The sequence below is a fragment of the Leptolyngbya sp. UWPOB_LEPTO1 genome (assembly GCF_017302695.1).
GTDB lineage: Bacteria > Cyanobacteriota > Cyanobacteriia > Leptolyngbyales > Leptolyngbyaceae > Leptolyngbya > Leptolyngbya boryana.
Window position 1 is genome coordinate 155,587 of the sequence record NZ_JAFLCJ010000001.1, and the last position, 25,811, is coordinate 181,397.

24 protein-coding genes are annotated in these 25,811 nt (G+C 47.0%); 8 read left to right on the forward strand and 16 right to left on the reverse strand.

What is annotated here, in order from left to right; all coding sequences use genetic code 11:
• The first annotated feature begins 50 nt into the window (after positions 1-50).
• Positions 51-434 carry a carboxymuconolactone decarboxylase family protein gene (locus J0L70_RS00695; RefSeq protein ID WP_242044468.1) on the forward strand — a complete coding sequence of 128 codons (384 nt, stop codon included), beginning with the start codon at positions 51-53 and terminating at the stop codon, positions 432-434.
• A gap of 131 nt (positions 435-565) precedes the next feature.
• On the opposite strand, the gene J0L70_RS00700 is transcribed toward J0L70_RS00695, so the two are convergent.
• The 14 genes from J0L70_RS00700 to J0L70_RS00765 all read right to left on the reverse strand — a co-directional run bounded on the left by J0L70_RS00700 (position 566) and on the right by J0L70_RS00765 (position 12,244).
• A complete protein-coding gene (locus J0L70_RS00700; protein ID WP_287452681.1) occupies positions 566-1,174 on the reverse strand; it encodes a pentapeptide repeat-containing protein in 609 nt (202 codons plus the stop codon).
• 138 nt (positions 1,175-1,312) lie between these two features.
• Positions 1,313-2,359, reverse strand: coding sequence for a hydrogenase expression/formation protein HypE (gene hypE / locus J0L70_RS00705; RefSeq protein ID WP_287452682.1), 1,047 nt, complete (start codon positions 2,357-2,359; stop codon positions 1,313-1,315).
• Positions 2,352-2,534 (reverse strand): hypothetical protein, encoded by a 183-nt coding sequence (locus J0L70_RS00710; RefSeq protein WP_017290650.1) that lies wholly within the window; start codon positions 2,532-2,534, stop codon positions 2,352-2,354. Before J0L70_RS00710 ends, hypE begins: the two co-directional genes overlap by 8 nt.
• The gene (gene hypD / locus J0L70_RS00715) at positions 2,531-3,622 is read right to left on the reverse strand and encodes a hydrogenase formation protein HypD (RefSeq protein ID WP_287452683.1); all 1,092 of its coding nucleotides are present in this window, start codon (positions 3,620-3,622) and stop codon (positions 2,531-2,533) included. The genes J0L70_RS00710 and hypD overlap by 4 nt, the downstream gene beginning before the upstream one ends.
• Complete coding sequence (locus J0L70_RS00720) at positions 3,619-3,864, reverse strand: HypC/HybG/HupF family hydrogenase formation chaperone (RefSeq protein ID WP_017290648.1); 246 nt, start codon at positions 3,862-3,864, stop codon at positions 3,619-3,621. Before J0L70_RS00720 ends, hypD begins: the two co-directional genes overlap by 4 nt.
• A gap of 2 nt (positions 3,865-3,866) precedes the next feature.
• Positions 3,867-6,158, reverse strand: coding sequence for a carbamoyltransferase HypF (hypF, locus tag J0L70_RS00725; RefSeq protein ID WP_287452684.1), 2,292 nt, complete (start codon positions 6,156-6,158; stop codon positions 3,867-3,869).
• A 21-nt stretch (positions 6,159-6,179) separates the two neighbouring features.
• The gene (locus J0L70_RS00730) at positions 6,180-6,461 is read right to left on the reverse strand and encodes a hydrogenase maturation nickel metallochaperone HypA/HybF (RefSeq protein WP_017290646.1); all 282 of its coding nucleotides are present in this window, start codon (positions 6,459-6,461) and stop codon (positions 6,180-6,182) included.
• Positions 6,454-6,936: a hydrogenase maturation protease gene (locus J0L70_RS00735; RefSeq protein ID WP_287452685.1), complete on the reverse strand. Its 483-nt coding sequence runs from the start codon at positions 6,934-6,936 to the stop codon at positions 6,454-6,456. Before J0L70_RS00735 ends, J0L70_RS00730 begins: the two co-directional genes overlap by 8 nt.
• Positions 6,920-8,209 carry a Ni/Fe hydrogenase subunit alpha gene (locus J0L70_RS00740; protein WP_287452686.1) on the reverse strand — a complete coding sequence of 430 codons (1,290 nt, stop codon included), beginning with the start codon at positions 8,207-8,209 and terminating at the stop codon, positions 6,920-6,922. The genes J0L70_RS00735 and J0L70_RS00740 overlap by 17 nt, the downstream gene beginning before the upstream one ends.
• Positions 8,199-8,978, reverse strand: coding sequence for an NADH-quinone oxidoreductase subunit B family protein (locus J0L70_RS00745; RefSeq protein WP_017290643.1), 780 nt, complete (start codon positions 8,976-8,978; stop codon positions 8,199-8,201). The genes J0L70_RS00740 and J0L70_RS00745 overlap by 11 nt, the downstream gene beginning before the upstream one ends.
• A gap of 4 nt (positions 8,979-8,982) precedes the next feature.
• Positions 8,983-9,813 carry an FAD/NAD(P)-binding protein gene (locus J0L70_RS00750; RefSeq protein ID WP_017290642.1) on the reverse strand — a complete coding sequence of 277 codons (831 nt, stop codon included), beginning with the start codon at positions 9,811-9,813 and terminating at the stop codon, positions 8,983-8,985.
• A complete protein-coding gene (locus J0L70_RS00755) occupies positions 9,813-10,286 on the reverse strand; it encodes a cyclic nucleotide-binding domain-containing protein (RefSeq protein WP_287452687.1) in 474 nt (157 codons plus the stop codon). Before J0L70_RS00755 ends, J0L70_RS00750 begins: the two co-directional genes overlap by 1 nt.
• Positions 10,283-11,419: a 4Fe-4S dicluster domain-containing protein gene (locus J0L70_RS00760; protein WP_287452688.1), complete on the reverse strand. Its 1,137-nt coding sequence runs from the start codon at positions 11,417-11,419 to the stop codon at positions 10,283-10,285. The genes J0L70_RS00755 and J0L70_RS00760 overlap by 4 nt, the downstream gene beginning before the upstream one ends.
• 144 nt (positions 11,420-11,563) lie before the next feature.
• Entirely contained in the window at positions 11,564-12,244 is a 681-nt protein-coding gene (locus J0L70_RS00765; RefSeq protein WP_287452689.1) for a hypothetical protein, read from the reverse strand.
• Between the two features lie 165 nt (positions 12,245-12,409).
• Between J0L70_RS00765 and J0L70_RS00770 the strand changes: the two genes are divergently transcribed.
• From J0L70_RS00770 to J0L70_RS00780, 3 genes are all read left to right on the forward strand, one after another.
• A complete protein-coding gene (locus J0L70_RS00770) occupies positions 12,410-12,718 on the forward strand; it encodes a hypothetical protein (RefSeq protein WP_287452690.1) in 309 nt (102 codons plus the stop codon).
• 85 nt (positions 12,719-12,803) lie between these two features.
• The gene (locus J0L70_RS00775; RefSeq protein WP_287452691.1) at positions 12,804-13,595 is read left to right on the forward strand and encodes a tetratricopeptide repeat protein; all 792 of its coding nucleotides are present in this window, start codon (positions 12,804-12,806) and stop codon (positions 13,593-13,595) included.
• A 36-nt stretch (positions 13,596-13,631) separates the two neighbouring features.
• Positions 13,632-14,114, forward strand: a complete 483-nt coding sequence (locus J0L70_RS00780) for an adenosine-specific kinase (protein ID WP_287452692.1) — start codon at positions 13,632-13,634, stop codon at positions 14,112-14,114.
• Positions 14,115-14,134: 20 nt separating this feature from the next.
• Here the strand turns inward: J0L70_RS00780 and J0L70_RS00785 are convergent, their stop codons facing one another.
• Entirely contained in the window at positions 14,135-15,820 is a 1,686-nt protein-coding gene (locus tag J0L70_RS00785; RefSeq protein WP_287452693.1) for a cation:proton antiporter, read from the reverse strand.
• A gap of 94 nt (positions 15,821-15,914) precedes the next feature.
• Positions 15,915-18,062: a polyribonucleotide nucleotidyltransferase gene (locus J0L70_RS00790; RefSeq protein WP_017290634.1), complete on the reverse strand. Its 2,148-nt coding sequence runs from the start codon at positions 18,060-18,062 to the stop codon at positions 15,915-15,917.
• Positions 18,063-18,541: 479 nt separating this feature from the next.
• On the opposite strand from J0L70_RS00790, the gene J0L70_RS00795 reads away from it, so the two are divergent.
• The 4 genes from J0L70_RS00795 (at position 18,542) to tpiA (ending at position 25,708) form a co-directional block, all read left to right on the forward strand.
• Positions 18,542-21,589, forward strand: coding sequence for a sll1366 family intein-prone helicase (locus J0L70_RS00795; RefSeq protein WP_287452694.1), 3,048 nt, complete (start codon positions 18,542-18,544; stop codon positions 21,587-21,589).
• A gap of 3 nt (positions 21,590-21,592) precedes the next feature.
• Entirely contained in the window at positions 21,593-22,393 is an 801-nt protein-coding gene (locus tag J0L70_RS00800) for an SWIM zinc finger family protein (RefSeq protein WP_017290632.1), read from the forward strand.
• A 184-nt stretch (positions 22,394-22,577) separates the two neighbouring features.
• Positions 22,578-24,845, forward strand: a complete 2,268-nt coding sequence (locus tag J0L70_RS00805; RefSeq protein WP_287452695.1) for an FG-GAP-like repeat-containing protein — start codon at positions 22,578-22,580, stop codon at positions 24,843-24,845.
• 137 nt (positions 24,846-24,982) lie between these two features.
• The gene (gene tpiA, locus J0L70_RS00810; protein WP_190648832.1) at positions 24,983-25,708 is read left to right on the forward strand and encodes a triose-phosphate isomerase; all 726 of its coding nucleotides are present in this window, start codon (positions 24,983-24,985) and stop codon (positions 25,706-25,708) included.
• The last annotated feature ends 103 nt before the right edge of the window (positions 25,709-25,811 follow it).

Sequence of the window (25,811 nt, forward strand, 5' to 3'; positions counted from 1 at the left end):
GTTCCTTCTTACGATGAAATGAGAAAGACTGGATCGTTAGGAAAATTGTCATGAACACAAACAACCCGAACGCCAAGCATTCTTGCACCGACCAGATGAAACACATCCGGAGCTATACAGGCAAACTATCCACAGCTATCCCGGATGTGATGAAGAGTTTCTATGCGCTCAGTAAAGCTTCCTCCACTGCTGGTGCCCTGGATTCTAAAACCAAAGAATTGATTGCCTTAGCCATTTCCGTAGCAATTCACTGCGACGACTGTATTGCCTTTCATACTCATTCGACGCTTCAAGCAGGAGCGACAAAAGAAGAAATTCTGGAAATGTTAGGAGTTGCAGTCTTTATGGGTGGAGGTCCCTCATTGATGTATGCAACTCATGTGATGGAAGCTGTTGAAGAATTACAAAAAGAGCCTAGTAGTCAACCCCATTAATTTCACGGAGTGGGGAGATGGGGAGCAGCAACTATAATTTCAGCCCTTCACCCTATCCCCCTATCTCCCCATCAAATTTGTCGTGGAACACTCCCTAAAAATCTCCGCTTCAGATGGACTCTTCAACATAGCTATTCATGAATTTCGCCCTGGGGCATGACTGTTCTGGTCAGTGAAGCTTCACTCGTATCAGTTGCATTCAAGTTTGCGTCCTGTAGATTTGCTTCACACAAATTTGCATCACATAAATCTGCACCATACAAATTTGCACCTCGCAAATCTGCTTTCCAGAGCCTTGCCCCACACATTTTACTTCCCGTCAATTTGGCACTCTGTAAATTTGCCTCAGCAAGGCAGATTCCATGTAACAGCGCATCACTCAAATCAGCTTCAACTAAGGATGCTCCACTTAAATCCGCATCGGTCAAGTTGGTCGCTTTGAGCGTTGCGTTATTCAAATTAGCACCACTCAGAAATGCGCCAAATAAATTAGCACGATCGAGATTGGCTCCACTCAAATCGATTTCATTCAAATTAGCTCCACTCAAAGAGGTATCAGTTAATTTTGCGCCTTTCAGGTGCGATCGTCCCAAATTGATGCCACCCAAAGACAAACCACTGAGATCAGCCTGTTCTAGAACAACATCACTGAAATTACGTTCTCCTGCCGCATAGCGATCGAGGAGTTCCTGAACTGTGATCGAACGTGAAATCGTGTAAGAAGATTCACCAAGGGTCATGATATTGTTCCTACAGTTTATAAATGGCTTCACAATGTTCTAAAGAGAGAAGACCGTTCTAGTTTGAGAGTAGAGGATAAGTTTGAGAAAGTTGTGAAGGGACAAAGACAGACTGCTGAATTCTCTCTTTGAAATCAATTAGCAAATTCTAGGTAACTGCTCTCCGCTCAGTCGTGTGATCATGCGTTCTACTCCGATTTTGTTTTTCAAAATCACAGCGGAAGAATTTGATTGAATAACATGCCCCACAATCCGAGGATTATAAGGAGAATGTTGTTCTAGCAGCGCGATCGCGCGCTCAGCATCTTGGGGCGCAACAAAAGCGACAAAGCGTCCTTCGTTTGCTACATATAACGGATCTAAGCCTAAAATTTCACATGCGCCTTGCACTTCGTCGCTGATAGGAATTGCAGCTTCATCGAGTTGAATCTGCATGGCTGCTCCTTCAGAAAGCTCAATTAAGGCACTAGCTAATCCTCCTCGGGTTAAATCTCGCAAACAATGCACAGAAATTTCTGCATCGAGTAAAGCGAACACTGGATCGATTAAAGCGGCACAGTCACTCTCGATCGCACTCTCAAATCTCAATCCTTCTCGCATTGCCATAATTGCTATACCATGCCGACCAATATCGCCATTGATGATGACCACATCTCCTACTTGAATGTGTTGTGGCGCAATTTTGCAGGCATGTTCAATGATTCCAATTCCGGCTGTATTGATGAATAAGCCATCCCCGCGACCTCGATCGACAACTTTTGTGTCTCCGGTCACGATTTGAACCTTGGCAGTCTGAGCAGCTTGCTGCATTGAGTCTACGATGTCTTGCAATAGAGGCATGGAGAAGCCTTCTTCTAAGATAAATCCAGCACTCAGATAAAGCGGACGTGCGCCACACATTGCTAGGTCATTGACGGTTCCATTGACTGCTAATGTCCCGATATTGCCACCCGGAAAAAAGAGCGGCTGAACGACATAAGAATCTGTTGTAAATGCGATTTGAGCATGATGGACATCTAATACTGCACCATCATGGCGACAAGACAGTGCAGTATTTTCAAAGGTCGGAATAAACAATTGCTCAATTAATTGATGCGTAAGTTGTCCTCCTCCGCCATGCGCGAGCAGAATTTGAGAAAACTTTTGCATCGGCATAGGACACGATCGAGAATGAGGACTACTCACGATCTTCTACCTTTTCGATTAATTTTTCTGCCATCTCGATCGCAGTAAGAATCAAAATTTGCTCTTGTTGTCCGCGCCCTTCTTCATCGCTAACCGTGGCATAAATATGCGGATTTGCCAGCATTCCAGACAGAATTTGACTGGCAATTTGCTTCAGTTCAGTGTGATTTTTCATAGCATTCTCCTTGCGTAATAGTAAGCTGCACACGCTCCTTCGGAAGAAACCATAGGTGCGCCCAAAGGATGTTCAGGTGTACAGCGTGTTCCAAAGGCAGCACATTCCTGCGGTTTCCGAATTCCTTGCAAAATCAGACCACTGATACAGTCAGATTGTTCTGACTGAGATGTCTGTGCTGAGACTTGAAATCGAAGACTTGCATCAAATTCGGCATATTGATCTCGCAGTCCTAATCCGCTTTGAGCGATCGTACCAATTCCTCTCCAGTCCCGAGGAACGACAGTAAACACGTCTCGCATCAGTTGTTGTGCAATTTGATTGCCTGATCGCTGAACTGCACGAGCATACTGATTTTCGACCCTTGTTTGTCCTGCCTCTAATTGCTGAACACAGATATAAACACCCTGCAAAATGTCAGCAGGCTCGAATCCAGTCACGACAATCGGAATGTGATATTTTTGAGCGATCGGCTCATAGTCTTTGTATCCCATCACTGTACAAACATGCCCTGCGGCTAACAGTCCATCAATATTGTGATCTGGCGAGGAGAGCAGTAATTCGAGCGCGGGAGGCACTAAGACATGAGCGACTAGCAGTGAAAAATTCTGAACGTTTTGTTGTTTGGCTTGATGAACTGCGATCGCGGTTGCTGGAGCCGTCGTTTCAAAGCCAACCGCAAAAAATACAACTTGTCGATCGGGATTCGCTTGAGCAAGGTTGAGTGCATCCAGCGGCGAATAAACGATTCGGACATCTCCTCCCAAAGCTTTCACCGTGAGTAAATCGTATTGACTTCCTGGAACTCGGAGCATGTCACCAAACGAGCAGAAAATGACATCAGGAAGTGCCGCGATCGCACAAGCTTGATCAATTAATTCAGCAGATGTGACACAAACGGGACATCCTGGACCATGAATCAGCGTGATCGATGGAGGTAACAGTTGATCAATGCCAAATTTAACAATGGTGTGAGTTTGTCCACCACAGATTTCCATGATTGTCCACGGTCGCGTCGTGATGCGATCAATGGCTTGAGTGTAGCGTTGAGCAAGCTCAGCAGTTCGATATTCGTCAATATATTTCATGGCAATTCTGCTGGAGTGTCACGCAGTTGATTTAAGTGTTCAAAAAATTGGGTTGCAACCGCAGTATCGAGTTGATTAATCGCAATACCCGCATGAACAATCACATAGTCTCCAATCTGGACATCTGGCACAAAGGCTAAGTTTACTTCCTTCACAATTCCGCCAAAGCTCACTCGACCCGTTCGCAACAATGGATCATCACCCTCAATGCTGAGAATTTTTCCTGGAATCGCTAAACACATACTTAACTCCCACGCTTTAATAGTTGGGATGCAGCAATGATTGCTTGTCCAACAGCAATGCCGCCATCGTTGGGTGGAATATGCCGATGCCAGTAAGGTTGGAAGCCTTCTGCTTGGAGACGGGCAATCGTGCGATCGCTGAAGTACCGATTTTGAAAACATCCTCCAGACAAGACAACGCGCTTTTGCTTCCATTGTCGCGCAAACTGAAGAATGACTTCGACCATTGTGTTATGAAACTTTGCAGAAACCATTGCAACTGATGTTTTTTGCTCAATTTCTGAAATGATGTCCTCAATCATCGTAGACCAATCGAAAATGCCCTGATGAATGACAGACGAATAAACTTCATCCGTTGAGATATGCTCTAACGCGAATTCCACCGCCATTGCTGCTTGTCCTTCAAACGTTGAAATGTGCACTAAGTTAAGTAAAGCTGAGATTGCATCAAAGAGCCGTCCTGCGCTCGAAGTCCAAGGTGTGTTGAGTTCCTTCTGGAGCATGGCTTGTAGAATGTCGCGCTCTTGGGCATTGAATGCTTGAACAGGGGTTAAATCTGTTCGATCGAATGCGGCTTCTCCCCACAGTTCGTAAAGTACTGCGATCGCAGCTCTGCGGGGTTCTCGAATTGCTTTCTCACCTCCCGGTAGTCTAAAAGGTTTGAAGTGTCCTACTCGTTGAAAATCGGTCAGATTCGCTAAGAAAAATTCTCCACCCCAGATTGTCCCATCGAGTCCATAGCCTGTGCCATCCCAAGCCACCCCTAACACCGTTTCCTCTAATCCGTTCTCAGCCATACAGGCAGCAATGTGAGCATGATGATGTTGAACCGGAAAGATTTGACTGGATGGAAATTTCGAGCCTCGGTGCTGAGCGTACTGAGTTGAAAGATAGTCAGGATGGTCATCACAAGCAATGAGATCGGGATGAACCGCATAAAGTTGCTCAAAAGTATCGATCGCTTGCTCAAAAGCTTGTAGAGTAGCTTGATTTTCCAAATCTCCGATATGTTGACTGACAAACAGATTGGAATCAATTGTCAGTGCGATCGTATTTTTAAGATGTCCTCCAACCGCTAAACAGGTTGGCATAGGCTTGGAGAGCGCAATAGGTAACGGAGCATACCCCCGCGATCGACGCAGAATCATTTCGCGATCGGCAATCACTCGCACAATCGAATCATCAACAGCACGAACAATGGGACGATTGTGAACTAGAAACGCATCTGCAATTCCTGATAAACGCTGAATCGCTTCCCGCTCATCCATACAAATCGGCTCATTCGATAAGTTGCCACTCGTTGCAACAATTGGAAAATTTAACGCGGATAGTAACAAATGATGCAGCGGCGTGTATGGAAGTAAAACACCAAGGTAAGCATTATTCGGTGCAACCGTTTCAAGAACGCTAAGATTTGCTTTACGACGAAGTAGAACGATTGGGGCTTCTGAAGCAGTGAGTAGTTGAGCTTCTAAGTCAGAAAGTTCACAGTCTTTTTGAACTGCTGCTAGCGAAGGATACATGACTGCAAAGGGTTTATCAGGTCGATGTTTTCGCTGTCGTAGAGTCGCGATCGCGTCTGAATTCCGAGCATCTACCATGAAATGAAATCCACCTAACCCTTTGACTGCAATGATTTGTCCGTTCTGAATCGCTTGGATTGCTGCTTGTAGCGCCGCTTCATCGGATGCCAGCCATTTTCCGCTCTGATCCCACCATTCCAACCGAGGACCGCATTCTGGACAAGCAATGGGTTGAGCATGAAATCGACGATCGAGCGGATTTTCGTATTCAGTTCGACAGCGATCGCACATCTGAAACGCATTCATGCTGGTGTTGGGTCGATCGTAGGGCAAAGCGTTGATAATACTAAAGCGCGGACCACAATGAGTGCAGTTAATGAATGGGTAGCGATAGCGAGGATTGTTCGGATCAAAGAGTTCTCGGATACAGTCTGAGCAAGTAGCAAGGTCAGGAAGAACGATCGTCGTTTTTTCTCCACTCACACTCGGATAGATTTCAAAATCAGATTCATCCAGTGGAACGAGCGAAGAGACTTGTAATTGTTGAATCAGGCTATGGACAGGCTTTTCTTGTTCTAGTTTGAGCAGAAAAAGGTCAAGCTGCGATCGCGTTCCTTCTACTTCGATCCAGACTCCCTCTGCTGAGTTTTTAATCCATCCAACCATGCCTAAATTTGTAGCAAGACGATAGACAAATGGGCGAAATCCAACCCCTTGAACTGCACCTCGAATCTGAATTCGCAATCGTTCTAAATCATTTTTATCGTTCATTTTTGAGAAAACTATGAGGAATTAGCTTTGCAATGCTTCGTTGATTTCCATATCTAAGCTTTCTAAAACAACGTCTTGTGCGATCGGATCAGTCAAATCATCTGAGGTTTCGATTTCCAATCGTGCGCCTTCCATCAGTGTATGTCGCGAGGCAATCACAAAATGATAGGTGAAATGTTCAGGTGAGAAATGAGACAAAGCACCCAATCGAACTTTAACAGCAAGTATTTTCGTCGCGTTTTGTTCTTGAGCGATCGCTTCAATCGTTTGAATTAAATGGCTCATCAAACTTGCCTCATGCATGGTTGATCTCCAATTCTGATAACACTTGTTGAATCGCAGTTTCTATAGCTTGCTCGACTGCTTCTGACAGTCCGATCCCAATTGCAAAGTTACTTCCTTCTACCCCATAGAGAATGAGTTTGTTTGGAAGTTGATTCAACGATCGAGCAAGTTCAACTGCTTCTGCTACTCCAAACGCATGAGAGGAATAGTGGAAAAATTGCGATGGAATCGATTGCATATGCACATCAATGCGATGGATCGTAGCAATTTCAGAACCCGAAGACACTGCATCAAATAGATAAACGGTGTCGCTAGTTTGCCACAACTCGATTAATGTTGTTCCCTCGCCCGATGCTTCAATCGTTGAAATCGTTTCTGGAAGCTGATTGCGGAGCTTTCTTAAAATCAATAATCCAACCGCATCATCGTGTCGAAATTCATTTCCTACACCAATCAGCATAATGTTTTGCATTGGGTTAGGCTCGATCGACATCTAACTTCAAAAAATGCGTTGAACAGGAAATACAAGGATCGTAGTTGCGGATCAGTTGTTCACACTGAGATCGTAATTGATCATCTGCTAAATCGATCTGTTGCTCTACAAATTGCCACAGATCATGTTCAATCCTACCTTGATTTTGCGAAGTCGGTGGTGCAATCTTGGCATCAAGAATATCGCCTTTTTCATCAATCTTGTAGCGATGATAGAGAATTCCGCGGGGCGCTTCTGTACATCCATGCCCAACTCCTGCTTGAATCTTGTAATCGACTACTGCTCGATCGGGCATTTCATACGTTTCAATTAACCGCAAGGCTTCTTCCACAGCAAATAGTACTTCAATACTGCGAACCACAATACTTTGAAATGGATTGCGACAGATAGGAAGCAGCCCGACTTCACGCGCGATCGCTTGAGCGCGGGGTGTGAGTTGGTCAAAATTGAGATTAAATCGTGCGATCGGACCTACGAGATAATCTCCACGCTCTTTGATGATGGCATGTAAAGCAGTGGAATGAGGCTTATGCTGTTCTTCAATGTATTCATAAAACTGATCATTTGAAATATCTAATCCTTTGTTAGAAATGATTCGTCCTTGATTCATTGGATATTCATTCGGATGATGAAGCGCAACGAATTCATAGTCTTGCTCAAACTCAGGAAAGGATAAGGTTGCTGTCCATCGTGCAGTTTCTTCTGCTGTATCACACGCCCATTGCAAATCATCAATCAGCGATCGTAGTTCCTGCCGAGTCGGTAGCTTATAAAATCCACCTACTCGAATGTTAATCGGATGAATTTCTCGCCCACCAATCAAAGCTAGAATTCGATTGCCAATTTTCTTCAGTCTTAAGCCCCGCTGCACAAGTTCCGGATAGTCCTTCGCCATGTGAATGGCACTCTCGTAACCCAGAAAATCCGGCGCGTGTAGCATGAAAATATGTAAACTATGGCTTTCGATCCATTCGCCACAGTAAATCAATCGCCGGAGTGCGCGCAATCCGCCTTCGACTTCAATGCCCAAAATGTTTTCCATGGCATGAATCGAACTCATCATGTACGCGATCGGACAAATGCCACAAATTCGAGCCGTGATATCAGGAGCTTCGCTGTATTGCCGTCCGCGTAAAAATGCTTCAAAAAATCGAGGAGGTTCAAAGATTTTAAGCTGCACATCTTGCACTTTACGATCGCGGATCTTCACATACATCGCACCCTCGCCTTCTACGCGAGCGAGATAATCGACTTTGATCGTTTTACTGCTCATGACGCTCACTCTCTTTGCGAAAGGCTTCTGCGTAGGCATTAAACGTGCGATATGCCCGAACCAGATCTGTTTCGTCCACTCCCAACTGCTTCCACCATTGGCTCAATGCAGCCGTATTCGGGCTTTCCATCGGACCGTAACAGCCATAGCACCCTCGATTGTACGCCGGACAAAGCGCATTACATCCCGCCTGCGTCACAGGTCCCATACAAGGCGTTCCGTGGGCAACCATCACACAGACATTCCCACGACGCTTGCATTCGATACACACGCTGTAGGTCGGAATAACAGGTTTACGATCGCTCAAAAACGCACTAATCACTTCTAGTAATTGATGCTTGTTAATGGGACAACCCCGAAGTTCAAAATCAACGAACACATGATCCGCGATCGCGGTCGATTTATTTAAGGTTTCAATGTACTCTGGCTTAGCGTAAACAATCGAAGTAAAAGCTTTGACATCTTTGAAATTTCGGAGCGCTTGAATGCCTCCAGAGGTTGCACAAGCGCCAATTGTCACGAGTCGTTTTGAAGCCCGCCTGACTTGATGAATTCGCTCTGCATCGTGAGGAGTGGTGATCGAACCTTCAACTAGCGACAAATCATAAGGACCTTTGACAACTGCACTAGAAGCTTCCATAAAATTGGCAATCTCAATCTCTCCTGCCACAGTTAGCAATTCATCTTCGCAATCGAGCAAGCTCAATTGACACCCATCACAGGACGCAAATTTCCAAACAGCAAGTTTCGGCTTATGTAGCTGTTTCATCACTCTAAAACTCCCGCTGGTCAAACCAGAATTTGATGTGGTCATAGCGAAATACGGGACCATTTTTGCAAATGAAGGTCGGTCCTAACTGGCAATGTCCACAAAACCCGATCGCGCATTTCATATTGCGTTCCATCGTGATGTAGATGCTCTCTGGACTCACCCCTCGTTTGAGCAATTCCATCACGGTAAACTGCATCATGATTTCAGGACCACAAATCATTGCAACTGTGTTCAGTCGATCAAAAGGCGCACGTCGAATCAAAGCAGTTACGACTCCTACATTGCCTTGCCAACCCGGTTCAGCCCGATCGACCGTGACAAAAACTTCTAAATCAAGCCGCGATCGCCACTGCTTCAAATCATGCCGAAATAGAATATCTTGGGGCGTGCGCGTTCCAATTAAAATCACGACTTTGCCATACTTAGCTCGATTCGCCAACACGTAAGCGATCGCGGGACGCAAGGGAGCTAATCCAATTCCTCCAGCAACAAACACCACATCATTGCCTTCTGCGGCTTGCAAATCCCATCCCTTGCCAAATGGACCTCGAATGCCCATCGAATCACCCGGCCGCAACTTACTCAATGCAGTCGTCACATTACCCACGATCCGAGTCGTGTGTAAGAGTTTGTTTGGCTCAGTGGGATTCCCACTAATAGAGATTGCACATTCTCCAGTCCCAAAAGCATAGAGCATGTTGAATTGACCTGGCGCAAAGTAAAACGGTTGATTCCCTTGCGCAGGTTCTAGCTCCATTGTGAAGGTGTCATGGGTTTCTTTCCGCGTTTGCCGTACTCGGTAGATGTGAGGCTGCATCGGTTCTAGGATCATTACGCCCTCCGACTCGGCGCATTGTAGAGATCGAGCAATTGGAGGCGAGTCGCTTGTAATGTTTCGAGCATAATCGCTGAGAAGCGTTTCATCAGTTCGTAACCGAGTACCGGATCAGACTCACATTTCCCTCGCAGGCATCGACCATCAAGTGCGATCGCGCGAGTGAGTTCCATCGCTCGGGCATCAAATTGCCAGCGGTAAGGCGGAAAGAGCCAAGACCAGCCAATGACATCGTGATCCATTAACGTTTTAATCACGATCGCGGGCTGTCCGGGTGCACTAATCTCGATAGCTACTTTGCCTTGTCGCACTAGATAAAAGCGATCGGCATCTTCCCCGTGTCGGAAAATCAGTTGATTTGCCTCAAACCGAACATTAGACGCACATTCAACCAAGAGTTCAATATACTCGGGCTTCAACCCCTCAAAAAAAGCATGTTCTTTTAACAACGGTGCCAAGTTCGTCATCATTCGTGTTTGACCTCCTGACTGTCTCGAATGGCTTTTACTTCTTCCGTAATGTCAATCCCAACGGGGCACCAAGTAATACATCGTCCACACCCCACACAACCCGACGTGCCAAATTGATCAATCCACGAGGCTAATTTGTGGGTCATCCATTGGCGATAGCGAGATTTTGTACTGACGCGCACACTCCCACCATGCAGATAAGAAAAATCCATCGTGAAGCAGGAATCCCAGTTTCGCCAGCGCTCAGCATGATCGCCTGTTAAATCAGTCGTATCTTCGACTGTCGAGCAAAAGCAAGTCGGACAGACCATCGTACAGTTCGCACAGGTGAGACATCGCGAAGCAACGTCATTCCATCGGGGATGTTCTAGATTGTTGTAGAGCAATTCTTTAATGCCCTCAGTTGGCATCGTGCGTCCCATGTGTTGCGCCGTTTCTGCAACAATCTGTTGAGCAATCTCCTGATCATTTGGCGTTGCGATCGTATGAGGCACAGCTTGAAGCACGTCTCGCCCCGCTTCACTACCAATCTCGACAACAAAGTAATGCGTCGGATTGAGTACCTCCGTTAATGCCAAATCAAATCCGCTCGTAGCTTGCGGTCCCGTTTGCATGGACACACAGAAACAGGTTCCCCCTGCCTGTCCACAGTTCACCGCAATCACAAAATTATCGTGGCGACGGGATTGATAGTGCGGATCAACTGCTTCTCCATACAGAAAGACTTGATCCTGAATCGCGATCGCATGAAGATCACACGATCGCACCCCAATAAAAGCACGTTTTGTCGTGTCTGGCTGGTCTGCACGGATCGTTATCTCTTGCCCTTCACGCTCTGCTTGCCAGAGTCGAACCTGAGGCGCAAACAAGTATTTCTTCCACGAATGTGCGCCCACGGCATAGCCAAACAACGCCTGATCTTCCCGTCGCTTGAGGCGATAGACTCCGCCGGATTGTTCGTCAGTCCATCCAATCGGAAGCTCCTCGACCGAAGACACTGCATCGTAAACAATTGCTTCTTCCCGAATCGTCGGAGCAATTAGCTCATATCCCGATTGCTGGAGTGCAGCAAAGAGGCTTTGTAAATTCTGTCGTTGGATAACAACGCGATCGCCAAGATTGATTTCATTCATGATACGTTATCCCCTCACTGCAAGTTGACGAACAGTTACGGCAACGTTCACGCTAGTACATCGCCAGTACAGATCAGCAATATTGTCGAAACGAATACTAGAATCTACTGTTTCCAACTCTCTCCACTGCATAGCAACTTCGCCTTAGTTTACAGAAACGGTAAAAGCATATCGATAGCCTTTATGCTGCGAGAGCATTTCTAAGGTGTAAACTCCAGTGCGGGGAATTTGACCTGTCCAATTAATTTGGCTCTCTTTCGGATTTCCAAACATTTCTCCGTCTGGATCAAGGACAAAAGGCAACACACCGCGCGTATTCGAGACCGTTAGCGTTGATCCTTGAGTAAGCGGGACACGATAAAGATGGCTTCCTGATCCCACAAATCGATCGGCGATCGCACTTCGACCTCCTTTCGGACTAAACTTGACCAATTCGACTTTGTCATTACAGCTATTTTGGGTCTGTGTTTTTGGAATCCAGCCTTGCATAGGATTCTGAATCAAGAACCATCCATTTTGCTCTGTTGCCACCGTGACAAACGCATGATTGTCTAAGTGACCCACGATCCGACTCGTCGGATTATTGGCAGCAAAATAGACGGGAAGCGGCGGGTGAGGTGTATCAATTTCTGCCATTGTGATGGTGCAGCTTAGAACCTCTCTCGTGGCTTCCACAGTCGATTGAGCTGTAGGAAAAAGTTGGCTGGCATCGGTTGGATAGAGACGAGGTTGGACAAGATGCCAAATCACATAACCTATTCCACCCAACGAGACCAGACCGAGTAGACTCGCGCCAATCAATCTTGAGGATTTCAGCGATGTCATAGCATACCTCCTCTAAGGAATTGCAGGATATTTCCTCTGCGCTCACAGTAAGAGAAGAGTTTGAGAAACTTGTGAGGATTGCCAATTTGATCAAATCTCACAAGTTCCTCAACTTTGTTGCTTACGATTGCAATGAGGAGAAATCACAATTTAGAGGAGGCAATTATGTTATTAAACATTGCTTCAGACAGACCCTCTCTCGGCTTGTTAGATATCGATCGCTATTCCATCCCTGATCCGTGGGATGAACCGACTGAGCCGCAAGAAAAGCCAGCGATCGTTGTCCCACAATCGACAGCCTTAATTGCCGAAACCCATCTACCTCGATTGCCCGCCGCTCCTAAAGTCAATGCTGCAACCGTGCTGGTACAAGATGAACTCAAACTCAATCGCCAAGGGAATCTGCCATTGTTTAGTAAAATTCAAGATCTCTTAGCTCAGTTGTATTGGGCAGATTTAATCTGTGACAAATGAGCCTGTAAGAGGTCGAAAGCAATCGACGACATTTTTTCCAAACGTCATCAAAACTCAGCAATCGAATGCTGAAGGAAGTTTTGTTATGAGCAGCATCTCAAAAGTTATGCTGAGCTTTAGTGTTGCAATCGCACTTCTGATCGAGGGATTTTCGATCAGAAATGATGTTCAAGCAGTGCAATACTCATCCTCTTCAAACTTGCAAAATCAAGCCATCTCTATTGCTCAAATTACGGTTGAAGATTGGCTCTGGCAAGCGGTTGAAAAGGCAAATCGAGGCGATTTTAGAGGCGCGATTTCGGACTTAGACCGTGCGATCGAGCTTCATCCCAACAATGCAAGACTTTATGCCAATCGGGCAGGATTGTATTTGATGGTCGATGAGTTCGAGCGTGCAGAAGCAGATGCAACTCGAGCGATCGCATTATCTCCATATCAAGCTTTAGCCTTCTTTAATCGAGCAGCGGCTCGTCATTATCTCAAAAAGTACCAACCAGCCATCGAAGACTACACTCAAGCCCTGAATCTCGGAGTTCCTGGAGACACTCTTGCTGTACTTTACTTTAGTCGAGGTGAAGCACGTCGAATGATTCGGGATTTGACAGGTTCAATCGCAGACAATACAACGGCAATTCAGATCGATCCAACTTCTGGCGAGGCTTATGATAATCGAGGCTTAGCTTACCTTGACCAAGGTGATACTGAACATGCGATCGCAGATTTCCAAAAAGCAGCCGAACTCTTTAAAGCACGAGGAGATCAAGCAAATTACCGAGCAGCGTTAGCTCGAGTGCAAAAACTTCAAATGAGTCGGCATGACACCAAATCGCGATCGATTAAAGCGCCTCTTCACAAGATTCTCAAGGTTATGTTCTAGATCTATCGGCTAGAAGTGTGCTCAGGAGAACTCAACATGGAACTGAAAACAGTGCAATTAGACATTCCTGAAGACAGCAATTTAATTTTGGGTCAAACTCATTTCATTAAAACCGTTGAAGATTTGTATGAAATATTGGTCGGGATTTCATCTCAAGTCAAGTTTGGGCTTGCTTTCTGTGAAGCATCAGGACCCTGTTTGATTCGGAAAGCCAGCAATGATCCAACCTTAGAAGCAGTCGCTGTGAAAAATGCTCAAGCGATCGCAGCAGGACACAGCTTCGTTATCCTCATGAAGGATGCTTATCCCATTAACTTTCTCAACGCGATCAAACAATGCCCTGAAGTGTGCAGCATCTACTGCGCGACTGCGAATCCTGTTGAAGTCATTGTGGCAGAAAGTGAACAAGGTCGCGGAATTTTAGGTGTCATTGATGGATTCTCACCGAAAGGTGTGGAAACAGATAAAGACATTCAAACCCGACAAACATTTCTACGCCAAATTGGATACAAGTGCTAATTCTTCAACGATCGCCCATGCTAGTCATCTTCTAACGTTAGAAGTTTCTCATCTAACTCTTTGATGTATATCTGCACCAGATCTTCAGGCAAAATCTGTTTGCGGAGTGCATTCGCCACGGCCCCTTTTTCTGCCAGCAGCAATCGTCGTCGAATTGCATCTAGCTCACTGTGCTCAGGCTCGCGACGAGTTGATTGACGTTGATTGTACAGGTCGCGGAGCACGTGCTCAGATTGCACGACCCGGACTTGGTAGGATGCCCATAACTCTTCATAAATCGCCTTCGGGAGTACCCCCGATCTCAGCAAACTACTGAGTTCTTCCTGAGCCGCTTTCGACGCAATTAACTGCATCTGCAATTGCTTTGCCTGCTGCAATGTATCTGAAATACGGGCAATTTTGAGCCGTTTGACCATCCAGGGCAAGCTTAATCCTTGCCCAACGAGAGAGAATAAGACCGCACCAAATACCAGAGCAATAATGTCACTTCGATACGTCACGGTCAGAGGAATGCTCAAGGCTAATGCCATCGAGAGTGAGCCTTTAATGTTGCCCAGAAATAAAACATGCTGCCAGACGAGTGGAATCGGTCGATCGAACCAACGCAGTCCTGCAAGGAGTAAGTAGACAGAGAGAATCCGACCTAATTGATATGCCAAAATCACAAACAGAATCGCAGGCGCAATTTTCCACAGCGTTTCGATATTAATTTCAATCCCAATCAGCAAAAAGATAAAAGTATTCACACCAAAGCTGGCATAGTTCCAAAAGCTCAAGAGCGCAATTCGCTCCGAAGCAGAAGAACTTCGAGACAGCCCCAAATTGCCAAAAATTAGCCCCGCAACCACAACTGATACTGCACCCGAAACGCCCAGAGATTGCCCAATCTGAAACGTTCCTAATGCCAGCGCAACTGTTAATAAAAGGCTACTTAACGGATCTTGCAATCGCACAAAAATGGGAAGGCATAAATACCCTAAAACGGCTCCGACCATTGCCCCGCCGATTGCGACTAAGAGCACTTCTCGTATTCCTTGAACAGCGGTAAGCGAGCCTGTGGCGTAGACAACTAGAAGTAAATTAAACGAGACTAGCGCAGCCGCATCATTGAATAGTGTTTCTCCCTCCACAATTGTTGTTAATCGAGAAGGAACACGGATCTCCTTGAATACAGCAATCATGGAGACGGTATCCGTGTTTGCCAAAATCACGCCAACCAGACAGGCAGAAATCCAATCGAGTCCCAGTCCAAACTTTAGTAGAGTTGCAATAATTGCTGAGGAAAAGATCGAACCTGGTCCTGCTAATAGCGCGATCGGTTTAAAAGTGCTGCGGAGACGACGAATATCTGTATTAATTGCCGCTTCAAAAATCAGAATCGGAAGGAAAAGATTTAAAACCAAGACAGGATCTAATCCAATCCGTCGCGACCAAAGCTCCGTAATTGGCAACCCTGCTAAAACTAATCCAGTTACATAAGGGATTCTCAGACTTTGAGTGACTAAAGCAACAATGGTCGCAATCAGCAGCAGAATAATTAAAATGATGACTACTTCGGGGATAGTAGCGGCTGTCTGTGTATCAACAGCTGAATTGCTGTCCAAAGAAGTTTGTTGAGCGATCGACCACTCTATCACTGATGAGCCTCCTATCCATGAAATCGCACTCATCATACCAATTCCAAATTCGCCAGGTTGTCTGCCCATCGAGTTATGCGATGCCTCAATATGACAAAAGGGAAGCTAGATGTGAGGTCTAGCTTCCCTTTTCAGGAAAGATTGAAGCTTAAACTAAAGCGTTCTACTTCGCTGCAGCTTCTCGCGCCGCAGTTGCTTCATCCGGATGAATTCCTAGGCGAGTCAAATTCACTCGTCCTCGGTTATCAATCTCCCGAATTTTCACAACCACTTCATCTCCGATCGTGACTTCATCCTCAACCTTGCCAACTCGATGATCAGCCAGTTGCGAAATGTGAATCATTCCTTCCTTACCCGGCAGGAATTCCACAAAAGCCCCAATCGGAATAATTCGTGTGACTTTTCCAGCGTAAACATCTCCAGCACTCAGCTTGCGAGTCATGCCTTGAATGATCGCTTTCGCCCGTTTCGCCTTCTCGCCTTCGATCGCGCTAATCGTCACAGTTCCATCTTCAGCAATATCGATTTTGGCTCCCGTTTCTTCGGTGATGCCTTTAATCGTCTTGCCTCCTGGTCCAATGATCATTCCGATTTGATCAGAATCAATCTTGATCGTCAGCAAGCGAGGTGCATAAGGAGACAACTCCGGACGCGGTTGGTCGATCGCTTCGAGCATTTTGCCGAGAATGTGCAATCGAGCGGGTTTCGCTTGATGAATGGCTGAAGCAATCACATCCATCGGTAGACCTGAGATCTTCATGTCGAGCTGCAATGCCGTAATTCCGGTATCGGTTCCCGCCACTTTGAAGTCCATATCGCCCAAGAAATCTTCAATTCCCTGGATGTCGGTCAGAATGCGAATTTCTTCACCTTCTTTGATCAAGCCCATCGCTGCACCACTCACAGGTTTAGAAATCGGAACGCCTGCATGCATCAACGCCAATGTTGAACCCGAAACCGAACCCATTGAGGTCGAACCGTTAGAAGACAGCACTTCTGAGACGACCCGAATCACATACGGGAATTGCTCTTTCGGAGGTAAGACGGGAACCAGAGCACGCTCGGCTAATGCCCCGTGACCAATTTCACGCCGACCGGGAGATCGCATCGGTCGGGTTTCGCCGACTGAGAAAGGCGGGAAATTATAGTGATGCAAGTAGCGTTTTTCGCTGTCTGGATGCAAATCATCCATTTCTTGCTCGTCGCCTGGGCTACCTAACGTCGCGATCGACAAAACTTGAGTCAATCCACGATTAAACACGCCGCTGCCATGCACCCGCTGAGGCAACACCCCAACTCGGCAAGAGATCGGACGAATTTCATCTAATTTCCGACCGTCTACGCGCACATTATCTTCGACGACTTGACGACGCATCAGCGTTTTCGTCACATCTTTGAAAGTATTGCTCAGCGCTTTAGAATCTGCGGCTGCGGCAACTTTCACCGGATCGTCTTCGGCTAATTCTGCGATCGCCGTTACCACCGACGCTTTCACTTCATCTAATGCTGCATCGCGAGTCGGTTTATCTTTCTCGAACCGTCCGAGAATTTCTTTCACAGGAGCGGTCACTCGCTCTCGAATAAAATTCTCTAGAGTTTGGTCAATCACAGGCGCATCTTCTTGCACCAGTTCAATTCCCAATTCTTTGAGCAAATCGCGCTGTGCCTGAATCAGATCGCGCACCGCTTCGTAACCGAAATCGATCGCTTCGATCATGTCGGCTTCTGGCAGTTGATTCGCGCCAGCTTCAACCATGATCACGCCATCGGGAGAACCAGCCACGACGAGATCCAAATCACCCGTTTCCACTTCTTTATAAGTGGGGTTGATCACGAAATCATCGCCGACTAATCCAACTCGCACCGCAGCCATCGGGCCATTAAATGGAATTTTGGCGAGGAGTACAGCGATCGACGCACCTGTGACCGCTAAAACATCCGGAGGAACTCGCTCATCCATCGACATTGTGGTAGCGACGACCTGAATATCGTCTCGTAACCAGGAGGGAAATAGGGGGCGCAAGGGGCGATCGATTAAACGACTCGTCAAAACTGCTTTTTCAGCGGGTCGTCCTTCACGTCGGAGGAAGCCACCGGGAATTCGTCCGGCTGCATATAAGCGCTCCTCGTAATCAACCAACAGAGGTAGAAAATCGATTCCTTCTCTGGCATTCGCACGGGTCGCGGTAACGAGGACTGCCGTGTCTCCAGATTCGATTAAAACTGAACCTCCAGCTTGGGGTGCTAACAAGCCTACTTTGAGTCGAATATCCCTACCATCAAAGGATATTGACTTCTCGAACTCTTGCATGAAGTGTATTGTCCTTTCTTCTCTTTTTTAGTGTTCTTGCAATCGTAACACTGATATACTTTTGCTGCTTTTTTTATTTGCAAATACCGGGAGATTTTCGGGAGGTTTCTGCTCGACTCAATAAGAAATGTGGCAGGATTTGCTATTTGATCTATAGTGAAGGTTTTTTTAAGTTAGAGCTTGGAGAAAATGAGCGTTCTTGTTCTTTTACTCCGGATCTAAAGCCAGAAGGGTCAAGCGAAATCAAGGGCAACCTGCCTTGTGCGATCGCGCTAGAATAATCGCGTAAACGCAACAGTTCAACAATGTTAACGGCTTGTTAAACTACTTAATAAAATATCAAGCTTATTGATTTTCTGTATTGAGAAATCGCGATCGCTAAAATTAAATTTTGCAGCGGATTCTAAGTCAAACGTGAGATGTCTTGGAAGATTAAATCACCAATTCAGGATTATTTGCTTTTATCCATATAGATCAGCATGGCAGTTTTACACGGTAGTTGGGTTTCTCAGGGCGGTTTTTTTCTATGGGGTGAGACTTGGCGGCGCTTAGAAGCAAAACAAGATGCTCCAGGCGTTCCGCTCCATCCCTATGCGATGAATCAGTCTGAGTTGCTGACGTTTTTAGAAGCTTTGCCGTTAAAAGTGCCGAGCTTAGAAGAGGATACAAAACGGGGGCGGAAGTCAGCAACGACCCTAAAAAATTGGCAAGTTCGCGGTTTAGCACTGCCGACTGAAGGAGATGCTCCTCAACTTTCAGCGGCTCCGGTGTCTGAGTGGGTGCTGTATCCGTGGCAGGTCGCAGGACTGTGGCTTGAACCTGCTCAAGCATTTGAATTGCTCAATTCTGTGCCGCTCGGAACGCTCGGCGAGGAATCTTTTGTCGGCGGAGATTTACGATTTTGGTCGCATGTCGCAAGATGGGCTTTAGATTTGCTAGCTCGATCGAAGTTTCTCCCCGGCTTGCATCATTGGGAAGTTCTGCTTGATAGCTCCACCGATCAGATGCGATCGCGGCATTTTGCACGACAGATGCCTTCCGTCTGTCGCCTGTATCAGTCTGGAGAAGAACTCGCGATTGATCTACCGATTGAACCTCAAGATCTGCTGCGAGATTTTCTGAATCAAATGGTCGATGCTCAAGTGCGTCAATCGGTGAGCATCGCCAAACCCTCATCGCTTTTACAAACTTGGATACAAGGATTAGGAACAAAAGCTGCAACGCTCAGTGAAACAGATGCAACAACGCTATCGAATGCACTAGAGATTTGGAAAGCGCCATTACAAAAAGATCAAGAACAGTTTCGCGTTTGTCTCAAGCTGATTCCACCCGTTGAAGCGTATCAGAGTTGGGTAATTGAATACTTGCTCCAAGCGATCGATGATCCGGAGTTCACAGTCAGTGCTCCGATCATTTGGCGAAATCCTGTCGAACGGTTGCAGCATGAAGGACGCATCATCGAACGACCGCAAGAGACTTTACTCATGGGGTTAGGACTCGCTTCTCGGCTGTATCCGCTGATTGAACCGAGTCTGCAAGACGCTCGACCCCAAGCCCTGCAACTCGACCCAAAACAGGCGTACGAATTCATCATGAATACGGTCTGGCGCTTGCAGGATAGTGGGATTGGAGTGATTCTCCCGGAGAGCTTGGCGAATCGCGGCGGACTGGCAAATCGCTTGGGTCTACGCATCAAAGCGTCAACACCAACCAAGCAGAAAAAAGGAAAACTCGGCTTACAAGGCTTGCTGAATTTTCAGTGGGAATTGTCGATCGGGGGTCAGAGCCTAAGCAAAAAAGAATTCGATCGCTTAGTCGCTCAGAATTCACCTTTAGTCGAGATTAACGGCGAGTGGGTCGAACTGCGATCTTCAGATATCAAATCTGCTCAGTCTTTCTTTGCGGCTCGAAAAGATCAAACCACGCTCTCGCTCGAAGATGCTTTGCGAATTAGTACAGGCGATACTCAAACGATCGAGAAACTGCCAGTGGTCAGCTTTGAAGCATCCGGTGCATTGCAAGAGCTAGTCACAACCTTAACCGGAACCGGAACGCTAGAAGAAATCGAAACCCCCAAAGAATTCCGAGGCGAATTGCGACCCTATCAAGCTCGTGGTGTCGCTTGGTTGCAATTTTTAGAAAAATGGGGACTGGGCGCGTGCTTAGCAGATGATATGGGTCTTGGCAAAACGATTCAGCTCATTGCCTTCATTCTGACGCTCAAACAGAACAGACTATTAGAGCAACCGATCCTGCTGATTTGTCCCACGTCTGTTCTCGGAAACTGGGAACGAGAAGTGAAAAAATTTGCCCCGACCTTAAAAGTAATCGTGCATCACGGCGACAAGCGATCGCAGAATCAAGCCTTCGCCAAATCTGCTAAAAGTGCCAATCTAATCATTACGAGCTATACCCTCGTTCAACGCGATCTCAAATCCCTTCAGCTTGTCGAGTGGCAAGGGATTGTTCTCGACGAAGCACAGAACATTAAAAACGCAGAAGCCAAACAATCTCAAGCCGTTCGAGAACTCGAAGCAGAATTCCGCATTGCGCTCACCGGAACCCCTGTTGAGAATCGCTTAACTGAACTCTGGTCAATTCTTGACTTCCTCAATCCCGGCTATTTGGGACAAAAGAACTTCTTCCAAAGACGGTTTGCCATTCCGATCGAACGCTATGGCGATACGACCTCGATGCAAACTTTGCGATCGCTGACTCAACCTTTCATTTTGCGCCGCCTCAAAACCGATAAAACTATCATTCAAGACCTCCCTGAAAAGCAGGAAATGGCTGTCTACTGCGGTCTTTCTGCAGAACAAGCTGCCTTATACCAAGCAACCGTTGATCAATCACTCGCGGAAATCGAAGCGGCAGACGGAATTCAGCGCAAAGGCATCATTCTTGCACTGCTCACGAAGCTCAAACAAATTTGCAATCATCCCGCTTTGTTCAACAAAGAAGAGCAAGCTGAATCCAATCGATCCGCAAAACTGCAACGCCTCGAAGAAATGCTCGAAGAAGCAGTTTCAGAAGGCGATCGCGCATTAATTTTCACGCAATTCGCCGAATGGGGCAAACTGCTCAAACCGCATCTCGAAAAGCAATTGGGACGAGAAACACTCTTCCTATACGGCAGTACACCCAAGAAACAGCGCGAAGCCATGATCGATCGCTTTCAAAACGATCCCCAAGCACCAAGAATCTTCATTCTGTCGCTCAAAGCAGGCGGCGTTGGTTTGAATTTGACGCGAGCGAATCATGTGTTTCACTACGATCGCTGGTGGAATCCCGCCGTTGAAAATCAGGCGACCGATCGTGTCTTCCGCATTGGTCAGACTCGCAATGTTCAGGTTCACAAATTCGTTTGTACCGGAACCTTAGAAGAACGAATTCACGACATGATCGAATCCAAAAAAGCCTTAGCCGAACAAGTTGTCGGCACAGGTGAAAACTGGCTGACTGAGTTAAACACCGATCAACTCAGAGACTTACTCTTACTCGATCGAACTGCGGTAATTGAGGAATAAACCATGACAGATAGTTATTCACCTCCCAATCGAGAATGGTGGACTGAACAGTGGATCGAAGTTCTAGAGCGGATCGGATTCACTCAGCGATTAGCTCGCGCCCGCAACTATGCCCGACAAGGCAATGTGTTAAGCCTTGACTTCGTTGGCGCGAAAGTAAAAGCGATGGTTCAAGGAACCGCACCCGAACCATATGAAGTCTCGTTTTCGCTCGATCGCTTTACCGACGAACAATGGAGCTACATCATCGAATCAATGGCAGAACGCGCGATCTTCTCGGCAAAACTGCTCGCTGGCGAAATGCCCCAAAACATTCAAGATGTCTTTACTGCGAATGGCTTAAGCCTTTTTCCATTCAATAAATTCGATATTCACAGCCGTTGTTCGTGCCCCGATCCGGCGAATCCTTGTAAACATATCGGAGCCGTTTACTATCTACTCGGCGATCGCTTTAGCGAAGATCCATTCGTTCTCTTCCAACTGCGCGGACGCAGCAAAGAAGAAATCATTAGCGCCTTACGAAAAATTCGCAGTTCTGGCAGTGACGAACCTCAGACTGAAATTGCGGCAGTCCGTCCTACAACCCCGCTTGATCGCGATCGACTTTGGAACTACGACGAACAACTGGAATCATCTCTCATCGTCATTACCCCGCCTCCTAGCAGCGAAACCGTGCTGGATGTACTCGGACTTCTCCCCATCGAGCCACCCGCAAATCAAGCCGCAATGGAAACCCTGAAATCGATCTATCAAACCGTCAGCATTGCAGCCGTGCAGACTGCGATGACCGCAGGTTCTCCGTAAATTCTTTTAGAAATCAAAATCAGTTTTAGACTGTGTTCACGAGCGTAGAGAAGCGGTACAGGAAACTCTGTACTGAGCATTTCGGTATAAAAAATTACTCATAAGCTCACGAACCCGCTAGAGAACAGTGCCCAAGAATGGTTAAGTAATCAAATCAATGGACACAAAAATTGTTGGGTGAATCATGCCGGGACAAAGCATCTTAACCGAATCTTTCGCAAACGCAGATGTCAGCCAATTGAACTGGCTCTTTGGAACCAGTCGAGACGGGGCACTTCCGCCTATCTTGACCGCTCGTAGTAACGCTTCTGCCTCAGCAGGCGGCTTACCCGGAGGAGGAACAGACACCCCTGGAAATGGCGTACTGCGGCTGACCAATAACACACAAAATCAAGGCTCATTTGTCATCTACGACCAACCGATCAACTCAGCCAGCGGGCTTTCTGTAGAATTTGATCTCTACGCCTATGGCGGAAATGGTGCAGACGGCATTAGCTTTTTTCTCATTGATGGAGCGGCGAACCCAACGAGGGGTGGAGCAGTCGGAGGTAGCTTAGGATACTCCTCTGATTCAACCCAATCTCCAACCGTAGCAGGACTCGAAGGCGGCTATTTGGGGATTGGCTTTGATGAATTCGGTAACTTCTCCAACACTGGCTATGGAGCAGGCGGTACAGGATTCTCTTCACAAACGATCGCAGTTCGCGGCAAAGAATCTCTCAACTATGCGCTCCTCACCAACGCAAAACTGCCGGGAGGAAACAGAATCGATGTCAACACATCTGTTCGCACCACTGCCCGTCGCCGAGTCGGCATCGATCTCAACCCCAACGGCAACCTCTCTGTCTCCTTCGATGTCAATGGCAATGGCACCTTAGAAGTCGATGAAAAACTAATCAGTGACTTCAACATCACCCAAAGCGATCGCAATGGGGCTTTACCTAGCACGTTTAAATTTGGTTTTGCAGCGTCCACAGGCAATCAATTCAATTTCCACGAAGTCAACAATCTGGCAATTAATACATTTGATGGGCCGTACATTCCACTCGTCGATTTTGATGGCGGGACGCGGGTAATCAAGCCAAGTGGCAGCTTTAATATTACGGCGACCTTAGATGTTGCTTCGACTCAAACTGTGACGATTCCCTTACTCATCTCAGGCGATGCCATCCAAGGAATTGACTATCAACTGTCCAATAATGTCATTACGATCGCGGCGGGGCAAACGACCGGGAGCGTCACTCTCACCGGACTGAGCAATTCTCCAACAGTTTTGGATAAGAATCTCCAGATCAATTTGAATCCACCCGTAAATGCAGCGCTCAGCCCACAAAATTTGCCGCTGAATGTGAAACTGACCCGCATGAGCGACAACGACTGTGCCTTGCCCGACTTCAACGGCGATAACAGCGTCGATTTAGCATGGCAAAATTCTAATACTAATCAAACCGCAATCTGGCTCCTGAACGGTACACAAGTCACCGAGGCAGCCTTTACAGCGATCACCGGAGCAAACTGGCGCATTGTCTCAACGCGTGACTTTGACGCAGACGGGAAAACAGATCTCCTCTGGCGCAACACCTCAACCGGGGAAAATGCGATCTGGCTGATGGATGGAACAAGTATCGAGTCAACCAGCTTGATCCCGACCCTAGCGAGTCAAAACTGGCAAGTCGCCGCTTCGCGCGATTTCAACAATGACGGCACAGCAGACATTTTCTGGGTGAATTCGGCAACCGGAGAAACCGAAGTCTGGCTGATGGATGGCTTCAATCGGACAAGCGCGACTTCACTGATAACTGTTGAAGCAGGGTGGCAAGTCGCCGATGTCGCAGACTTTAACTATGACGGCAAAGCCGATCTCGTCTGGCGAAATACCCGCACCGGAGAGAATGCCATCTGGCTGATGAATGGTAATGCGATCGCGTCTGCAGGCTTTATTGCGCCAATCCCGAACCAAGATTGGCGGATTGTTGCAGCCCGAGATACCAGTGGTGATGGCAAAGCAGATTTAATCTGGCGCAATGATGTCACCGGGGAGAATGCGATTTGGCTGATGAATGGTCTGACCTCAACCAGCCAGCAATTCATTCTGCAAACCACGACTCCAGGCTGGCGAATTGCAGATGTCTGTGATACCAGTGGCGATGGCAAGGCAGATTTAGTCTGGCGCAATATCCAAACGGGCGAGAACGCAGTCTGGCTCTTGAATGGAACGTCCCTAGCCGATGCAGGCTTTATCGCTCAAATCGCGGATCAAGCCTGGGCAGTGAATGGAGCCAGAGATACCAGCGGCGACGGAAAAGCGGATCTGATCTGGCGCAACAATATCACAGGTGAAACGGCAATCTGGCTGATGGATGGTAAGACTCCGACGAGCCAGCAATTCCTTTTCACGACGGAGCCTCTAGACTGGCGGGCGCAGATTCGTCCGAATGCGATCGCGCTCTAAGAGGTGGGGAGTGGGGAGTAGGGAGTAGAGTCCCCACTTCCCCACTTCCTTCCCAAAATCTAAAATCCGAAATCGAACTGTCCCCCCAAAGCCGTAGACTGGAGAGTGCAATTTAATCTGTTTATTTCTGAAAAACCGTGCGAAAAGTTATCATTGCTGGCAACTGGAAAATGTTTAAGACTCAAGCAGAAACCTTGGAGTTTTTGCAGGAGTTTAAGCCTCAGCTAGACGAGACACCAGACGATCGAGAAGTTTTACTGTGTGTGCCGTTTACTGATTTAGCAGTGTTGTCGAAAAACTTGCACGGCGGTCGGATTCAAGTTGGGGCGCAAAACGTTCATTGGGCAGAGTCTGGGGCTTTTACAGGCGAGATTTCGGCTGCGATGTTGCAAGAATTGAGTGTGCGCTATGTCGTGATCGGGCACAGCGAAAGACGACAATTTTTTGGCGAAACCGATGAAACCGTAAATCTGCGACTGAAAGCAGCACAAAAAGCCGGATTAAAACCGATTCTCTGCGTGGGTGAAAGTAAGCAGCAACGGGATGCAGGCGAAACCGAAGCCGTCATTTTCAAACAATTAGAACTCGGCTTAGTCGGCGTTGACCAAGAGAATCTGGTGATTGCCTATGAGCCAATTTGGGCGATCGGGACGGGCGATACTTGTGAAGCGATCGAAGCCAATCGCGTGATTGGATTAATCCGCAGTAAGTTGACCAATCCGAATGTCACGATTCAATACGGCGGTTCAGTGAAGCCTGAGAATGTTGATGAAATCATGGCACAGCCTGAGATTGATGGGGCTTTAGTCGGTGGTGCAAGCCTTGATCCGAAAGGGTTTGCACGGATTGTGAATTACGTCTAATTTAGATGTAACAGTCCTAAATCATTTGTAAAGTGGGGAGTGGGGAGTAGGGTGTGATGCCTTTTGTAGTTCCCTACTCCCCACTCTTGATTCGCTATAAAAA

Bases quoted from the DNA above. Each gene is read 5' to 3' on its own strand.
- J0L70_RS00695 (WP_242044468.1), top strand. From the start codon at position 51: ATGAACACAAACAACCCGAACGCCAAGCATTCTTGCACCGACCAGATG.
- J0L70_RS00700 (WP_287452681.1), bottom strand. From the start codon at position 1,174: ATGACCCTTGGTGAATCTTCTTACACGATTTCACGTTCGATCACAGTT.
- J0L70_RS00710 (WP_017290650.1), bottom strand. From the start codon at position 2,534: ATGAAAAATCACACTGAACTGAAGCAAATTGCCAGTCAAATTCTGTCT.
- hypD (WP_287452683.1), bottom strand. From the start codon at position 3,622: ATGAAATATATTGACGAATATCGAACTGCTGAGCTTGCTCAACGCTAC.
- J0L70_RS00720 (WP_017290648.1), bottom strand. From the start codon at position 3,864: ATGTGTTTAGCGATTCCAGGAAAAATTCTCAGCATTGAGGGTGATGAT.
- hypF (WP_287452684.1), bottom strand. From the start codon at position 6,158: ATGAACGATAAAAATGATTTAGAACGATTGCGAATTCAGATTCGAGGT.
- J0L70_RS00730 (WP_017290646.1), bottom strand. From the start codon at position 6,461: ATGCATGAGGCAAGTTTGATGAGCCATTTAATTCAAACGATTGAAGCG.
- J0L70_RS00735 (WP_287452685.1), bottom strand. From the start codon at position 6,936: ATGTCGATCGAGCCTAACCCAATGCAAAACATTATGCTGATTGGTGTA.
- J0L70_RS00740 (WP_287452686.1), bottom strand. From the start codon at position 8,209: ATGAGCAGTAAAACGATCAAAGTCGATTATCTCGCTCGCGTAGAAGGC.
- J0L70_RS00745 (WP_017290643.1), bottom strand. From the start codon at position 8,978: ATGAAACAGCTACATAAGCCGAAACTTGCTGTTTGGAAATTTGCGTCC.
- J0L70_RS00750 (WP_017290642.1), bottom strand. From the start codon at position 9,813: ATGATCCTAGAACCGATGCAGCCTCACATCTACCGAGTACGGCAAACG.
- J0L70_RS00755 (WP_287452687.1), bottom strand. From the start codon at position 10,286: ATGATGACGAACTTGGCACCGTTGTTAAAAGAACATGCTTTTTTTGAG.
- J0L70_RS00760 (WP_287452688.1), bottom strand. From the start codon at position 11,419: ATGAATGAAATCAATCTTGGCGATCGCGTTGTTATCCAACGACAGAAT.
- J0L70_RS00765 (WP_287452689.1), bottom strand. From the start codon at position 12,244: ATGACATCGCTGAAATCCTCAAGATTGATTGGCGCGAGTCTACTCGGT.
- J0L70_RS00770 (WP_287452690.1), top strand. From the start codon at position 12,410: ATGTTATTAAACATTGCTTCAGACAGACCCTCTCTCGGCTTGTTAGAT.
- J0L70_RS00775 (WP_287452691.1), top strand. From the start codon at position 12,804: ATGAGCAGCATCTCAAAAGTTATGCTGAGCTTTAGTGTTGCAATCGCA.
- J0L70_RS00780 (WP_287452692.1), top strand. From the start codon at position 13,632: ATGGAACTGAAAACAGTGCAATTAGACATTCCTGAAGACAGCAATTTA.
- J0L70_RS00785 (WP_287452693.1), bottom strand. From the start codon at position 15,820: ATGGGCAGACAACCTGGCGAATTTGGAATTGGTATGATGAGTGCGATT.
- J0L70_RS00790 (WP_017290634.1), bottom strand. From the start codon at position 18,062: ATGCAAGAGTTCGAGAAGTCAATATCCTTTGATGGTAGGGATATTCGA.
- J0L70_RS00795 (WP_287452694.1), top strand. From the start codon at position 18,542: ATGGCAGTTTTACACGGTAGTTGGGTTTCTCAGGGCGGTTTTTTTCTA.
- J0L70_RS00800 (WP_017290632.1), top strand. From the start codon at position 21,593: ATGACAGATAGTTATTCACCTCCCAATCGAGAATGGTGGACTGAACAG.
- J0L70_RS00805 (WP_287452695.1), top strand. From the start codon at position 22,578: ATGCCGGGACAAAGCATCTTAACCGAATCTTTCGCAAACGCAGATGTC.